This window comes from Streptomyces sp. NPDC001816, assembly GCF_042892235.1.
Classification (GTDB): Bacteria; Actinomycetota; Actinomycetes; order Streptomycetales; family Streptomycetaceae; genus Streptomyces.
Map to the genome: position 1 here is coordinate 100,374 of NZ_JBIATY010000003.1, position 14,500 is coordinate 114,873.

13 protein-coding genes are annotated in these 14,500 nt (G+C 69.1%); 4 read left to right on the plus strand and 9 right to left on the minus strand.

All coding sequences use genetic code 11. The features are described 5' to 3' along the window. The first annotated feature begins 93 nt into the window (after positions 1 to 93). Positions 94 to 312, plus strand: a complete 219-nt coding sequence (locus ACFYZZ_RS11490; RefSeq protein WP_389173982.1) for a zinc ribbon domain-containing protein — start codon at positions 94 to 96, stop codon at positions 310 to 312. Positions 313 to 327: 15 nt separating this feature from the next. On the opposite strand, the gene ACFYZZ_RS11495 is transcribed toward ACFYZZ_RS11490, so the two are convergent. From ACFYZZ_RS11495 to ACFYZZ_RS11505, 3 genes are read right to left on the minus strand one after another with little or no spacing between them, the layout of a single operon-like run. After that, on the minus strand, positions 328 to 1,140 hold the full coding sequence (locus ACFYZZ_RS11495; protein WP_389173985.1) for an HAD family hydrolase: 813 nt from the start codon (positions 1,138 to 1,140) through the stop codon (positions 328 to 330). Continuing rightward, on the minus strand, positions 1,140 to 3,587 hold the full coding sequence (locus tag ACFYZZ_RS11500; protein WP_389173987.1) for a phosphoribosyltransferase: 2,448 nt from the start codon (positions 3,585 to 3,587) through the stop codon (positions 1,140 to 1,142). The genes ACFYZZ_RS11495 and ACFYZZ_RS11500 overlap by 1 nt, the downstream gene beginning before the upstream one ends. Before the next feature lie 22 nt (positions 3,588 to 3,609). Next, positions 3,610 to 4,776, minus strand: a complete 1,167-nt coding sequence (locus ACFYZZ_RS11505; protein WP_389173990.1) for an HpcH/HpaI aldolase/citrate lyase family protein — start codon at positions 4,774 to 4,776, stop codon at positions 3,610 to 3,612. Positions 4,777 to 4,953: 177 nt separating this feature from the next. Here ACFYZZ_RS11505 and ACFYZZ_RS11510 point away from each other — a divergent pair, with 177 nt between their 5' ends. Beyond that, the gene (locus tag ACFYZZ_RS11510) at positions 4,954 to 5,757 is read left to right on the plus strand and encodes a TerD family protein (RefSeq protein WP_386572197.1); all 804 of its coding nucleotides are present in this window, start codon (positions 4,954 to 4,956) and stop codon (positions 5,755 to 5,757) included. Positions 5,758 to 5,780: 23 nt separating this feature from the next. Here the strand turns inward: ACFYZZ_RS11510 and ACFYZZ_RS11515 are convergent, their stop codons facing one another. From ACFYZZ_RS11515 to ACFYZZ_RS11540, 6 genes are all read right to left on the minus strand, one after another. Further along, complete coding sequence (locus ACFYZZ_RS11515) at positions 5,781 to 6,515, minus strand: Tellurium resistance (RefSeq protein WP_386572465.1); 735 nt, start codon at positions 6,513 to 6,515, stop codon at positions 5,781 to 5,783. A 157-nt stretch (positions 6,516 to 6,672) separates the two neighbouring features. Next, the gene (locus tag ACFYZZ_RS11520) at positions 6,673 to 7,818 is read right to left on the minus strand and encodes a DUF475 domain-containing protein (protein WP_389173994.1); all 1,146 of its coding nucleotides are present in this window, start codon (positions 7,816 to 7,818) and stop codon (positions 6,673 to 6,675) included. Between the two features lie 49 nt (positions 7,819 to 7,867). After that, positions 7,868 to 8,446: a TerD family protein gene (locus ACFYZZ_RS11525; RefSeq protein WP_389173997.1), complete on the minus strand. Its 579-nt coding sequence runs from the start codon at positions 8,444 to 8,446 to the stop codon at positions 7,868 to 7,870. Positions 8,447 to 8,552: 106 nt separating this feature from the next. Beyond that, positions 8,553 to 9,128: a TerD family protein gene (locus ACFYZZ_RS11530; protein ID WP_386572193.1), complete on the minus strand. Its 576-nt coding sequence runs from the start codon at positions 9,126 to 9,128 to the stop codon at positions 8,553 to 8,555. Between the two features lie 138 nt (positions 9,129 to 9,266). Further along, positions 9,267 to 9,725: a peroxiredoxin gene (locus tag ACFYZZ_RS11535; protein ID WP_386572191.1), complete on the minus strand. Its 459-nt coding sequence runs from the start codon at positions 9,723 to 9,725 to the stop codon at positions 9,267 to 9,269. A 146-nt stretch (positions 9,726 to 9,871) separates the two neighbouring features. Continuing rightward, positions 9,872 to 10,312, minus strand: coding sequence for a DUF3052 domain-containing protein (locus tag ACFYZZ_RS11540; protein WP_067314036.1), 441 nt, complete (start codon positions 10,310 to 10,312; stop codon positions 9,872 to 9,874). A 417-nt stretch (positions 10,313 to 10,729) separates the two neighbouring features. Here ACFYZZ_RS11540 and aceE point away from each other — a divergent pair, with 417 nt between their 5' ends. Together aceE and ACFYZZ_RS11550 are read left to right on the plus strand one after the other, a co-directional pair. Next, positions 10,730 to 13,477 carry a pyruvate dehydrogenase (acetyl-transferring), homodimeric type gene (gene aceE / locus ACFYZZ_RS11545; RefSeq protein ID WP_389174002.1) on the plus strand — a complete coding sequence of 916 codons (2,748 nt, stop codon included), beginning with the start codon at positions 10,730 to 10,732 and terminating at the stop codon, positions 13,475 to 13,477. Positions 13,478 to 13,551: 74 nt separating this feature from the next. Continuing rightward, positions 13,552 to 14,295 carry a potassium channel family protein gene (locus ACFYZZ_RS11550; RefSeq protein WP_389174005.1) on the plus strand — a complete coding sequence of 248 codons (744 nt, stop codon included), beginning with the start codon at positions 13,552 to 13,554 and terminating at the stop codon, positions 14,293 to 14,295. Positions 14,296 to 14,500: the final 205 nt, after the last annotated feature.

Here is a 14,500-nt window from a genome sequence, read left to right on the forward strand (position 1 = left end):
TTTTCAAAATCTCCGCACCAGTTTCGGGCACAAGCGAACACTCATAAAACTTTGAGGTGCTGTGACAAGCGCCACTCCGGTTAACCTGTGCGCATGCCTCGCTATGAGTACCGCTGCCGTACGTGCGGTGACACCTTCGAACTGAGCCGTCCGATGGCGGAGTCCGGCGCGCCTGCCGCCTGCCCCGCGGGCCACGACGACACGGTCAAGCTGCTGTCGACGGTGGCCGTGGGCGGCAGCTCCGCCGCGCCGGCCCCGGCGCCCCGGGCGGGCGGCGGGGGCGGCTGCTGCGGCGGAGGCTGTTGCGGCTGACGCCGACCGTGCGGGTCAGGCCCTCGGGCGGGAGGCCCGTAGGAACTCGCGTACGATCCGCTCCCCGGCCAGCACGCCACGCTCGGGGAGCGCGCTGATCTCCGGTGCGCTCCAGTCGCTGTCGGCCAGTTCGCCGTGGCCGGGGCGCCAGCCGCGGTCGGCGGCCAGGAGCAGGTCGGCGTCGAGCAGGGAGTCCCCGGCGGCCAGGGTGAGATGGGCGCCGGTGCGCTGGGCGACCTCGCGTACGGCCGCGCTCTTGGTGAGCGGCTTGGGGACGGCGTAGATCTTGCGGCCCTGGAGCGAGACCGTCCAGCCCCGGTTCTCCGCCCAGGCCGCCAGCTCCTTCACCCACTCCTCGGGCAGCAGCTCGCGTTCCACGACGAGATAGGCGAACAGGTCCTCGGCGACCCGGTGCTTGCGCACCCAGAGGGGGTCGGCGGAGGTCATCAGGTGCTCGCGGATCTCCGCCAGCGGCGCGCACTCCTCGGCGAGCCTGGCCAGCACCTGTGCGTGCCAGTCCTGGTCCGTGACGCCGTCGACCAGCAGATGCCCGCCGTTGGCGCAGATCGCGTAGGCCGGCTGCGGGCCGGGCAGGTTGATGCGCTGGTACTGCTTGCGGGTGCGGGTCGTGGTCGGCACGAAGACGGCCGTGTCGCCGAGGTCGGTCAGCAGCTGGGCGGCCGTCTCGGTCATGTAGGACAGCGGCCTGCTCTCGTGGACCTCGACGCACAGCAGCCGGGGCGCCCGCGCGTCCGGCATGGTCAGCGCGAGGGCCGCCGAGGAGTAGATCAGCGTGCGGTCGAGGTCGCTCGCCACCAGCACCGGCATCAGACGTTCACCGCCTTGCCGTCGGCGCCCGTGGCGCCCCGGGTGTACTTGGGGTGGATCAGACCCACGCAGGTGTACGGCAACTCGCCGACCTCCTCCACCGGAACCCCTCTCTGCTCCGCCAGCAGTCGCACATGGTCGAGGTCGGCGCCCGCGCCGGCCTTGGCCAGGATCTTCCATGGCACCCGGCGCAGCAGCACCCGGGTGGTCTCGCCGACGCCGGGCTTGACCAGGTTGACGTCGTGGATGCCGTACTCCTCGCTGATCCGCTCGACGGCCTGCCAGCCTTCCCAGGTCGGGGTGCGGTCCTCGGCCATCAGCTCCTTGGCCGCCGCGTCGACGGTGTCGGCGACCTCGGGGAAGCAGGCGGAGACGGCGTCGAGGAAGGCCACGGAGACGTCGGCGCCGGCGAGTTCGCGGTAGAACTTCGCGCCGTGGAAGTCGTTCGGGCCGACCAGGTCCGCACGCAGGACCGTACGGGAGATCAGCCCGGACACGGTCGAGTTGAGGCAGGCGGACGGGATGAGGAAGTCCTCGCGGGTGCCGTAGGTGCGTACGCACGAGCCCGGGTCGGCGAGTACGGCGATCTCCGGGTCGAAGCCGGTGATGCCCTCCTTGTCCTCGAACTCCTCGATGGCCTGGGCGAGTTCGCGGGTGATGGCGCCCTTGCCGGTCCAGCCGTCGACGAAGACGACGTCCCGGGGGTCGTGGTGGGCGGCCAGCCAGCGCAGGGCATTGGCGTCGATGCCGCGGCCTCGGACGATCGAGACGGCGTAGTGCGGGAGTTCGAGGCCGTGCCGGAATCGGGCCCAGCGGCGCATGAGCACGCCGACCGGGGTGCCGGCGCGGGCCAGGGAGACCAGCACCGGGCGGGGCGACCGCTCGGCGATGACGGTCTCGGTCACGACACCGACGGCCTGGGCGATCCGGGCGGCGGAGGCGTCCAGGGCGCTGTGGAACAGCTCCTGGTACTGCTCGCTGGGCTGGTACTCGACCGGCAGCGACTCGGCGTAGTGGGCGCCGCCGCTCTGGATGGCCTCCTCGCGCTCCTCGGTCGGCGCCTCCAGCGTCACGTCCGAGAGGTCCTGCAGCAGCCAGCCGACCTCTTCGGGGGCGTACGAGGAGAAGGCGGGGCCGCGGAGGGGCTCGGGCAGCATGTCCGGCCTTTCGGGGGAGGAGAGGGGCTCGGGGACGTACGAGGGGACGACCGCGAGCAGGACGTGCGGGGTGTGGGCGGCGAGGCGGGCCGGCAGACCGTCGGCGGCGTGCAGTGCGGGGGTGTCGGCGACCGAGTCGACCACGGCGACGACGGCGTCGAAGCCGGCACCGGCGACGTTGTAGGCGTACCGGTCGCCGGGGCCGTCGGCCGGGTCGTCGTGGGCGGGGAAGACCAGGCGGGTGCGTATCGCGTAGCCGGGGTCGTCGACCGCGAGGGCGGGCGAGCGGGTGGTGGTGGAGAAGCGCACCTCGGCGGGGATCACCTGCTCCAGCTCGCGGGCGATCCGCAGCGGGGCGTACATCAGCTCCTCGAAGCCGAGCACGAGCACCCGCCGGGCGTCGGCGGGCAGCGCCTCGGCGACCCGCGCGGCCATGGCGGGCAGCGCGGCCTCCAGCCGGGCGCGATGGGCGGGGGTGAACCCGTGCCGACCGCCGTCGGGGAGGCCGGGGGGCCAGTGGAGGTCGACGCGGGTGATCCGGCCGTACGACGGCTCCGGTGCCTCCTGAACGGGCTCGTGCCGGGCGACCAGCTGCTGCCCCTTCTCCAGCACGCCCTCCGGTAGCCGCACGGTCCCGGTCGCGGCCGCGACGAGGTCCACCCGGGCGCCGATCTCGGTGGCGAACCGCTCCAGGCGGGCGGTGTCCTGGGCGGAGCGCATGTCGACCAGCGCGACCACCACATACCGCCGCCGCGGATAACGTTCATGCAGGTCACGGATGGTGTTGAGCACCGTGTTACCCGTGGAGAACTCGTCGTCGACCAGCACCAGCGGCCCATCTCCGGCCAGGAGCACCGCGTCCTCGGGGAGCAGCAGGTGGGAGGTGGCGTGGGAGTGGGACTCCTCGAAGCCGCCCGCCCGGGCGACCCCGGCCACCGGGCGGCGCGTGGAGTGCAGGTACGGGGCGAGGCCCAGGCCGTCGGCGACCGAGTGGCCGAGGCCGGTGGCGGTCTCCGCGTAGCCGAGGACGACCGCCGAGGCGGCCTCCGTCTCGCCGAGCAGCTCGCGGACCCGGCGGCCGAGGCGGAAGCCATGGCCGTAGACCACGGACGGCGACTGCGGCACGTGCTTGCCGAGCACGTGGGAGACCAGCAGGTGGGCCCGCTTGGGGTTGCGGCGCAGCGCAAGCCCGAGCAGGGCCTGGAGCCCGTCGTCGCCCTCGAGTCCGACGCCGAGCCGCTCGGCGACCCAGGTGCCGGACCAGACCCCGTCGTTCACTGCGTTCTTCATGCGTTCCTTGGGTTGATGAGAGTCAGCCGGGTATGCCGGCGGCGAGCAGCTCCACGAAGCCGACGTCCTCGCGTGCGACGCCGAACACCTCGGCGCGGAGCAGGGTCCGCTCGGCCCAGGCGCGGTGCGGCTTCACTTCATTCATCTTGTTCGTGTAGGCCGACCGGAGTACACCCCCACCGCCGCGTTCCGGCCGCAGAATGTCCTGGGCGTCACTGAACTCCTCGTGACTGACCACGGACAGCGCGTGCACGGGCAGCACATGGGAGGGGTGGATGCAGGTCTTGCCGAGCAGGCCGTTGGCCTGGTCGAGGGAGATCTCGCGCAGCAGGCCGTCCATCGCGTGCTCGATGAGCTTCTCGCGCAGCTCGACGGCCTGGACCTCCAGGAACGGGCTCTGCCGCAGCTGCGGCTTGAACATGCGCTCGGGGACCCGGAAGTACTCCCAGACCGGCCCGGTCACGGTGAAGCCGGTGCCGTCCGCCCGGCCGAGCATGTTGACCACGTCGGCGATCACGGAGGCGACGACCTGGACGTCGTAGGCGGTCATGTCGGGGGCCCGGCGCAGGCCGTAGGAGGAGCAGAAGTCGGTGACGCCGAGGCGCAGGGCCAGCACCCGGTCGCGGAACTTGTCGACCGCGCGGGCGATGCCCTCCAGGGTGTCGACCCGGGACTCGCGGTACAGCAGCTCGGGCGACTCCAGGACGGGCATGGCGAACAGCCGGCGCCCGCTCTCGGCCTCGGCGGCGGTGAGGGCCTCCAGGAACGGGAGGCCGCGCTCCTCGGTGAACTTCGGTATGACGAACCCGGACAGCAGCCGCGCGGTGACTCCGAGGCGTCGCACGAGGTCGGGGATCTGCTCGGGGGCACGCACCCGGATGAAGAGCAGGGGCGGTTCCACGCCCGCGCGGGAGTCGAGGTCGGCGAACTGCCGGACGAGGTTCTCCTCGCCGGCCACGACGTCCGCGTCGTCGATCGAGTCCTCCAGGCACAGCACCATCGAGACCACGCCGCTGCCGGCCTGCTTGACGATGTCGTCGGCGAGCCGCGGCCGGGTTGCCGGGCTGTAGAGCGTGGCACCGAGGGCCGCGGAGAGCAGCCGGGCCGGGGAGTCGGCGGTGAACTCGCACGGCTCCTGGTGGAAGAGGCGCTGCCGCACCTCAGGGGCGATGTGCCCGAAATGACGCATACGGCTCCTCAGTGCGCGCAAGCCGAGCTTGTGGATTGGGTAAAGGGTGGCCGGTAATAGTACGTAGGGATCCATGTCGAAGGTTCCCCTCGGGCATGAATTTCCGGTAACTCACCTGTGTCGGTGCCGACACCCCCCGCATTGTCGTGGCCAGGACCAAGAAGGCAGGATGACCGCATGACGCACGCGATGCTGAAGGGGTCCAACGTCCCGCTCGAAGCCACCACGGTGCGCGCCGTGCTGCGCTGGACCCCCGGACAGGGGGTCCCTGACGTGGACGCCTCGGCGCTGCTGTTGGGCACCGACGGCCGGGTGCGCTCCGACGAGGACTTCGTCTTCTACAACCAGCCCCGGCACCCCTCGGGCAAGGTCTGGCGGCTGGGCAAGAAGCGGATCACCGAGGGCCTGACCGACACCATCCAGTCAGATCTCTCGGCGGTCGAGCCCGGCGTCGGCCGCATCCTGCTGGTCGCCTCCGCGGACGGCGAGACCTTCGACCGCGTCCCGGCCCTGTGCATCCTGCTGTACGACGCCGCCGTCGTCGACGGCGAGCCGCTGGCCCACTTCGAGATCAAGCCGGAGACGGGCGCGGAGACCGCCATGATCTGCGGCGAGCTGTACCGGCGCGGGGAGGGCTGGAAATTCCGCGCGCTGGGTGAAGGCTACTCGAACGGCCTGAAGGGCCTCGCCACGGACTTCGGCATCTCGGTGGACGAGTCGGAGCCGGAGGAGGAGGCGCACCAGCCCCTGCCCCTGCCCGAAACCACGTCCCAGCCCCTGCCCCCCGAGCAGCCGACGACGGTCCCGCCCCAGTCGGCCTACGGCTACCCGCAGCCCACGTCACCGCAGCAGCCGGCCTACGGCTACCCCCAGCCGACGAGCCAGCCCGCTTACGGCTATCCCCAGCCCCAGCCGGCCCCGACAGCCCCGGACCCGAATTTCCAGCTGCCGCCCCAAGGGCCACAATTCATCGGCCGCTAGGGGACGGCCGACCCAGAAGGCGACTACTTCTCCACCTTGGACTTGTACCCGCGCCCCCAGGTCAGCCCCCACCCGTACAACCGGTCCAGCTCCCCCTGAAACCCGTACACGAACTTCACCTCGCGCCGGACGACCAGCTCCCCCTTCACGTTCTCGATCATCACCACCGCACATGACCGAGCCTGAGGATGCCGCTCGTCCAGGCCTATCTCGATACGAGGCCCATTGCTCGGGTAAAGAGTCACGATCGCGTGCGTACGGTCGAACGCCGGCGTCTGGTCGTAGATGTACACGAAGACCAGCAGCCTCTTGATCGCGTCCCGGTGGTCCAGGTTGATGTACATCGTCTCGCCGGACGCCGACCCGAACCGGTCGTCCCCGCTGAGCTTGATGTACGGCGGTGCGTTGACATCGCCGAGGTAGCCGCCGAGCGGCTGGACGACCCCCTTGGTGCCGTCGGCCAGCTCGTACAGACAGCCCAGGTCGAGGTCGACGTTGACCATGCTCTGCCCGTGCCCGAGCACCTCCGGCGGCTTGAGGGCCTTGAAGGGGTGCCGGAAGAGGCTGGTGCGCTGGTTGCTGTCGAAGTCGGTGGTCCGCATCCGCCAGGTCAGGTTGACGCGCAGATGCCCGGTGGCCGCGTCCTGCTTGGTGAGCGACACCTGGTGGTGCCGCCGGGTCAGCTCGATCGCGTTGCTCGCCGCGCTGCCCGAGTCGAACTCGGCCCGGCTGCCCCGCAGCCCGTCGAAGAACCCCATTGCCGCCCCCACGTACTCGTCCCGAACGCCGTCGGGGCGGCCGACCACGTCGGCCGCCCCGAACAGAGCGTTCCTCACCGGACGGGATGCCACACCCCGTCACGTCCCTGATCTTGCCCGTAAGGGGCGCGCTCAGGGGTCGCGGGGTCTCCGGATGTCAGACCCCGGACGAGATCTCGGCCTTCTCGTCCGAGCCCGCTTCCCCCTCCGCGGCCGCCAGGGCCCGGTTGCGGCGGACGGAGGACCAGAAGGACCAGGCGATCAGGACGACGCCGACGAGACCGGTGATGACCTCGTTGATCTCGTACTGGATGGTGACCATGAGGATCACGGCCAGGGCGCCGATCGCGTAGTGGGCGCCGTGCTCCAGGTAGACGTAGTCGTCGAGGGTGCCCTGGCGGACCAGGTAGACCGTCAGCGAACGGACGTACATCGCGCCGATGCCGAGGCCCAGCGCCATCAGGACGATGTCGTTGGTGATGGCGAAGGCGCCGATCACACCGTCGAAGGAGAAGGAGGCGTCCAGGACCTCGAGGTAGAGGAACATGAAGAACGCGGCCTGGCCTGCCAGGACCACCGGAGAACGTTTCTTCCCGGTGCGGGCGGCCTCTTCCTCCTCCTCGTGCTCGCGCTCCTCCTCTTCCTCCAGCTTGTCCTCGAAGTAGCCGGAGAGACCGCCGACGATCATGTACGTGATCAGGCCGGCGATGCCGGCGATCAGGACCGTCTGCGCCTTGTCGACGTGGGCGCCGCCGTGCTGGTGGGCGCTGGTGGCGAAGGTGAAGGAGGTGATGAGCAGGACGATCAGGGAGATGCAGACCGACAGCATGTCGACCTTGCCGAGCTTGGCCAGGGGCCGCTCGATCCAGCGCAGCCACTGGATGTCCCGGTCCTCGAAGATGAAGTCGAGGAAGATCATCAGCAGGAACATGCCGCCGAAGGCCGCGATCGCCGGGTGGGCGTCGGTGACCAGCTCCTGGTAGCGGTCCTTGTTGTTGAGAGCGAGGTCGACGGCCTCGATGGGGCCCATCTTGGCGCTGATCGCGACGATGACGACGGGGAAGACCAGCCGCATGCCGAAGACCGCGATGAGAACACCGACCGTGAGGAAGATCTTCTGCCAGAAGGCATTCATCTTCTTCAGGATTCCGGCGTTGACCACCGCGTTGTCGAACGAGAGCGAGATCTCGAGGACGGAGAGGATCGCCACGATGCCGAAGGCCTCCCACCCCCCGTAGAAGACCGCAGCGACCAGACCGATCGCGGTAACCGCGAACGACCAGCCGAAGGTTTTCAGAAGCACTGGCTACCCCATCGTGTTGGTACGGGTCTCCCCCGAGCCGTACTCAGCTTTACGAAACGTTGACTCCGAAGTCTAGAGCGATGCCGCGCAACCCCGACGCGTACCCCTGGCCCACCGCACGGAACTTCCATTCGCCCTGGTAGCGGTAGAGCTCGCCGAAGATCATGGCCGTCTCGGTGGAGGCGTCCTCGCTGAGGTCGTAGCGGGCCAGCTCCTGGCCGTCGGCCTGGTTGACCACGCGGATGAAGGCGTTGGAGACCTGTCCGAAGGTCTGGCCGCGCTCGTCGGCCAGGTGGATCGAGACGGGGAAGATGACCTTCTCGCACTGGAGCGGGACCTTGGCCAGGTCCACCAGGATCGATTCGTCGTCGCCCTCGCCCTCACCGGTGAGGTTGTCACCGGTGTGCTCGACCGAGCCGTCGGGGCTCGTGAGCTGGTTGTAGAACACGAACCACTCGTCGCCCAGCACCCGGTTCCCGGCGCCGCACAGCAGGGCGCTGGCGTCCAGGTCGAAGGGGGCGCCGGTGGTGGAGCGCGCGTCCCAGCCGAGCCCGATCATGACGTTGGTGAGGTTCGGTGCGGCCTTGGACAGGGAGACGTTTCCTCCCTTGGCGAGCGTGACGCCCATGATGCTGGTCCTCCCCTTGTGGTGCTTCTTTGGTTGTCCTGCGCGTCCGGCGCCGACCGTAAACGGTGCGGCGCCGGACGGTAAGGGTGTCGGAACCCTGCTGGGATCAGACGTTGACGCCGAAGTCCTGGGCGATGCCGCGCAGACCGGAGGCGTACCCCTGGCCGATGGCGCGGAACTTCCACTCCGGGCCGTGCCGGTACAGCTCGCCGAAGACCATGGCGGTCTCGGTCGAGGCGTCCTCGCTGAGGTCGTAGCGGGCGATCTCCTGCCCGCCCGCCTGGTTGACGACGCGGATGAACGCGTTGCGGACCTGCCCGAAGGACTGCTGGCGGTTCTCGGCGTCGTAGATCGAAACCGGGAAGACGATCTTGTCGACGTCGGCCGGGACGCCGGCCAGGTTGACCTTGATCTGTTCGTCGTCGCCCTCGCCCTCACCGGTGAGGTTGTCACCGGTGTGCTCCACGGAGCCGTCGGGGCTCTTGAGGTTGTTGAAGAAGACGAAGTGCTGGTCGCTCGCGACCTTGCCGGAAGTGTTCAGCAGCAGCGCGCTGGCATCGAGGTCGAAGTCGGTGCCGGTCGTGGTGCGCACGTCCCACCCCAGACCGACGATGACGGCGGTCAGGCCCGGGGCCTCCTTCGTCAGCGATACGTTGCCGCCCTTGCTGAGGCTGACTCCCACGAGTCCTCCATGTGATGTCCAGGGGCGGGGAGCCCCGTCGTGCTCGGATATGGGATCAACGTGCCGATCCTAGTGACGGGTTCCCGCCCCCGCAGACCCTGGACCCGATGACTCACAGGTGTCGGCCTCGAGGCCGGATCACAGGGTGTCGAGCGCCTTCACGTACTCGTTCAGGTCGCGCGCGTCCGGCAGGCCGTTGATCACGGTCCACCGCACGACGCCCTCCTTGTCGATGATGAAGGTGCCGCGGACGGCGCAGCCCTTGTCCTCGTCGAAGACGCCGTAGGCACGCGAGACGTTGCCGTGCGGCCAGAAGTCGCTGAGCAGCGGGTACTCCAGGCCCTCCTGCTCGGCGAAGACGCGCAGGGTGTGGATGGAGTCGTTGGAGACGGCGAGCAGCTGGGTGTCGCGGTCCGAGAACTGCGGCAGGTTGTCGCGCAGCTCGCACAGCTCGCCGGTGCACACGCCGGTGAAGGCGAAGGGGTAGAAGAGCACCACCACGTTCTTCTCGCCGCGGAAGTCGGAAAGCTTCACGGAGCGGCCGTGGTTGTCCTTGAGCTCGAAGTCGGGCGCCTTGTCGCCGACCTGGATCGCCATCGTCCTGCATCCCTTCGGTGGGCTGATCGGGTGAGAGCGTGCAAACGCTCGGAACCACCCTACGCAGCGATCACCGCGGGTTCAGCGCGGACTTTCGGACGGGCCGGGTGCTCCCGGCCCGTCCGACGTCCTCAGGACGAGGCGGTCTACTTCTTGCCGGACTTCGCGGCCTTCGGCGTCGCCAGACGCGAGCCGCTCCAGTCCTTGCCGACGCTGACGCTCTTCGACGCCGTCAGACCGGCAGTCGTCGCGGCCTCCGAGATGTCACTCGGCTCCACGTACCCCGTACGGCCGGTCTTCGGCGTGAGCAGCAGGATGGCGCCGCCCTCTTCGATGTACGTGGTTGCGTCGACGAGTACATCGGTCAGGTCGCCGTCCTCGTCACGGAACCACAGCACGACGGCGTCGGCCACGTCGTCGTAGTCCTCGTCCATGAGGTCGCTCTCGATGGCTTCCTCGATGGCCTCGCGGAGCTCCTGATCGACGTCGTCGTCGTAGCCGATCTCCTGGACCACCTGCCCGGGCTGGAACCCCAGCCTGGCGGCAGGGTTCGTCCGCTCCTCCGCGTGGTCCGCGGTCGCGCTCACGGGTTGCCTCCTGATCATGTCTTGGATGGAATCTCAGCCACGCGCGTGCGCGAAGCATTGGCCGTAGTCCACACGGGCGGGACGGATCGCGCAAGTACCCGGCCGTTCAGACCGCCGAAACGGTGACGATACCGGCCGTGTCGTCGCAACTTCTGGCACCGTACCCCGATTCGCCATGCCCCACATCACACCGATGTGCCCGCTTTGCGCCGTTCGGAATCATCCGCCACTACGAGCCTCGAACAAGTTTGCCAAGTCCGTCACAGCCCGGGCGTATCGTTGCGTTTTGGCCGGACCCACCGGACCTGCGCCTCGGTTACCCCAGGGTAGAGATGACGTACGCCTTCCCGAGGTACACGATGGGGATCGGTGCAGGCACTAGGAAAAAAAGTGGCCCTCTCACAGGTAAGGAACAGCGTGGCTTCCGGATCCGATCGCAATCCGATCATCATTGGCGGCCTTCCGAGTCAGGTTCCTGACTTCGATCCCGAAGAGACCCAGGAGTGGCTCGACTCCCTCGACGCCGCCGTGGACGAGCGGGGCCGTGAGCGGGCCCGCTACCTCATGCTGCGCCTGATCGAGCGGGCCCGCGAGAAGCGCGTGGCCGTGCCCGAGATGCGCAGCACGGACTACGTCAACACGATCCCCACCCGGGCCGAGCCGTTCTTCCCCGGCAACGAGGAGATCGAGCGCCGGATCCTGAACGCGACCCGCTGGAACGCGGCCGTGATGGTCTCGCGCGCACAGCGCCCCGGCATCGGCGTCGGCGGCCACATCGCCACCTTCGCCTCCTCCGCCTCGCTGTACGACGTGGGCTTCAACCACTTCTTCCGCGGTAAGGACGAGGGCGACGGCGGCGACCAGGTCTTCTTCCAGGGCCACGCCTCCCCGGGCATCTACGCGCGCGCGTTCCTGCTCGACCGGCTCAGCGCGGAGCAGCTCGACGGCTTCCGCCAGGAGAAGTCGAAGTACCCGAACGCGCTCTCCAGCTACCCGCACCCGCGCTCCATGCCGGACTTCTGGGAGTTCCCGACCGTCTCCATGGGCCTCGGCCCGCTGGGCGCGATCTACCAGGCCCGGATGAACCGCTACATGCAGGCGCGCGGCATCGCGGACACCTCCAAGTCGCACGTGTGGGCGTTCCTCGGCGACGGCGAGATGGACGAGCCGGAGTCGCTCGGCCAGCTGACCATCGCCGCGCGCGAGGGCCTGGACAACCTGACCTTCGTCGTCAACTGCAACCTGCAGCGCCTGGACGGCCCGGTGCGCGGCAACGGCAAGATCATCCAGGAGCTGGAGTCGGTCTTCCGGGGCGCCGGCTGGAACGTGATCAAGCTGGTCTGGGACCGCACCTGGGACCCGCTGCTCGCCCAGGACCGCGACGGCGTGCTGGTCAACAAGATGAACACGACGCCGGACGGCCAGTTCCAGACCTACGCCACCGAGTCCGGCGACTACATCCGCCGGCACTTCTTCGGTGACGACCACCGGCTGCGCGCGATGGTCGAGAACATGACCGACGACCAGATCCTGCACCTGGGCCGCGGCGGTCACGACCACCGCAAGATCTACGCGGCCTTCAAGGCGGCCGTCGAGCACAAGGGCCAGCCCACGGTCATCCTCGCGAAGACGATCAAGGGCTGGACGCTGGGCCCGAACTTCGAGGGCCGCAACGCCACGCACCAGATGAAGAAGCTGACGGTCTCCGACCTCAAGCACTTCCGGGACCGTCTGCACCTGCCGATCTCCGACAAGGAGCTGGAGTCCGGCCCTCCGCCGTACTACCACCCGGGCCGGAACTCGGAGGAGATCCAGTACATGCACGACCGGCGCAAGGGGCTCGGCGGGTACGTCCCGACCCGCGTCGTGCGCTCCAAGCCGCTGCAGCTGCCCGACGACAAGACGTACGCGACCGTGAAGAAGGGCACCGGCCAGCAGTCCATCGCCACGACGATGGCCTTTGTCCGGCTCCTCAAGGACCTCATGCGGGACAAGGAGATCGGCCGGCGGTTCGTGCTGATCGCACCGGACGAGTACCGCACGTTCGGCATGGACTCCTTCTTCCCGAGCGCGAAGATCTACAACCCGCTCGGCCAGCAGTACGAGGCGGTCGACCGCGACCTGCTGCTCGCGTACAAGGAGTCGCCGACCGGCCAGATGCTGCACGACGGCATCTCGGAGGCGGGCTGCACGGCCTCCCTGATCGCGGCGGGCTCGGCCTACGCCACCCACGGCGAACCGCTCATCCCGGTCTACGTCTTCTACTCGATGTTCGGTTTCCAGCGCACCGGCGACCAGTTCTGGCAGATGGCCGACCAGCTGTCGCGCGGATTCGTGCTGGGTGCGACCGCGGGCCGTACGACCCTGACCGGTGAGGGCCTCCAGCACGCGGACGGCCACTCCCAGCTGCTCGCCTCGACGAACCCGGCGTGCGTGGCCTACGACCCGGCGTACTCGTACGAGATCGCGCACATCGTCCAGGACGGCCTGCGCCGGATGTACGGCAGCGACGCCGAGCACCCGCACGGCGAGGACGTCTTCTACTACCTCACCGTCTACAACGAGCCCATCCAGCACCCGGCCGAGCCGGCGGACGTGGACGTCGAGGGCATCCTCAAGGGCATCCACCGGATCAGCGAGGGTACGGCGGGCTCGGTCCCGGCGCAGATCATGGCGTCCGGTGTCGCGGTGCCGTGGGCGCTGGAGGCGCAGAAGCTCCTCGCCGAGGACTGGAACGTGAAGGCCGACGTCTGGTCGGCGACCTCCTGGAACGAGCTGCGGCGCGAGGCCGTGGCGGTGGAGCAGCACAACCTGCTGCACCCGGAGGAGGAGCAGCGGGTGCCGTACGTGACGCAGAAGCTGAGCGGTTCCGAAGGGCCGTTCGTGGCCGTGTCCGACTGGATGCGATCGGTCCCGGACCAGATCGCCCGGTGGGTGCCCGGCACGTACCAGTCGCTGGGCGCCGACGGCTTCGGCTTCGCGGACACCCGTGGCGCGGCCCGCCGCTTCTTCCACATCGACGCCCAGTCGATCGTGGTGGCGGTGCTGACCGAGCTGGCCCGGGAGGGCAAGGTCGACCGGTCCGTGCTGAAGCAGGCCATCGACCGGTACCAGCTGCTGGACGTCTCGGCGGCGCATCCGGGCGCAGCGGGCGGCGACGCGTAGCGCTGCGCGGCTTCAGCGGTCAAGGGGGCGGTGCCTGTGCACCGCCCCCGTTACTTGTTCTTTACTATGCGGCCATGAACGAACAGTCGGCGCAGGCCCGTTGGGAACAGCGCACCCAACGACCGCTGCTGGCGCTCGCGGTGGCGTTCGCCGTCGCGTATGCCGTACCGATCGTGGACAACCCCGCCAGCCGGTCCCTGACGGTCGCCTGCACGGCCACGGAGTGGGTGGTGTGGGGCGCGTTCGCCGTGGACTACGTGATGCGGCTGGCGCTCACCCAGCGGCGCCGGGAATTCGTCCGGACGCACTGGATAGACCTGTGCGCCGTAGTGCTGCCGCTGTTGCAGCCGCTGCGGTTGCTGCGCATGGTGTCGACGCTGCTGCTGGTGGGGCGGCGGGCGCGGATGGCCTCGCAGATCCGGCTCACGACCTATGTCGGCGGGGCGGTGGTCGGGTTGTTGATGTTCGGGTCGCTCGCGGTGCTGTCGGTGGAGCGGGAGTCGCCGAACGGGAACATCCGGACGCTGGGTGATGCGGTGTGGTGGTCCTTCACGACGATGACGACCGTGGGGTACGGGGACCATGCGCCGACTACCGGTCTGGGGCGGATGATCGCGGTCGGGCTGATGCTGTCGGGGATCGCGCTGTTGGGTGTCGTGACCGCGAACATCGCCGCGTGGTTCATCTCGCGGTTCGAGAAGGACGATGTGGAGGAGCGGCGGCAGACGGAGGCGATTGCTTCTTTGGCGGAGGAGGTTCGCTTGCTGCGGGCGGAAGTGGCGCGGTTGGCTGCGGATCGGGAGGAGCAGCGGAGTTGACTTGGCGCCCGGTGCTGTTGCCGACCGGGAGTGGGTCCGCTCACCGGCGCTGGCAGGGTGCCGCTGCGCCCACCCGTGCCGCCCCAGCGGCACGACTGCCCGCAGCTACGCGGGGACGGCGGGCCCGCGGCTATCTGCGGCTGCGTGGCTACGGCGCCTTGCAGCCGGCGGCACCGCAACTCCCCAGGGGCGCGGGGCTGTATCG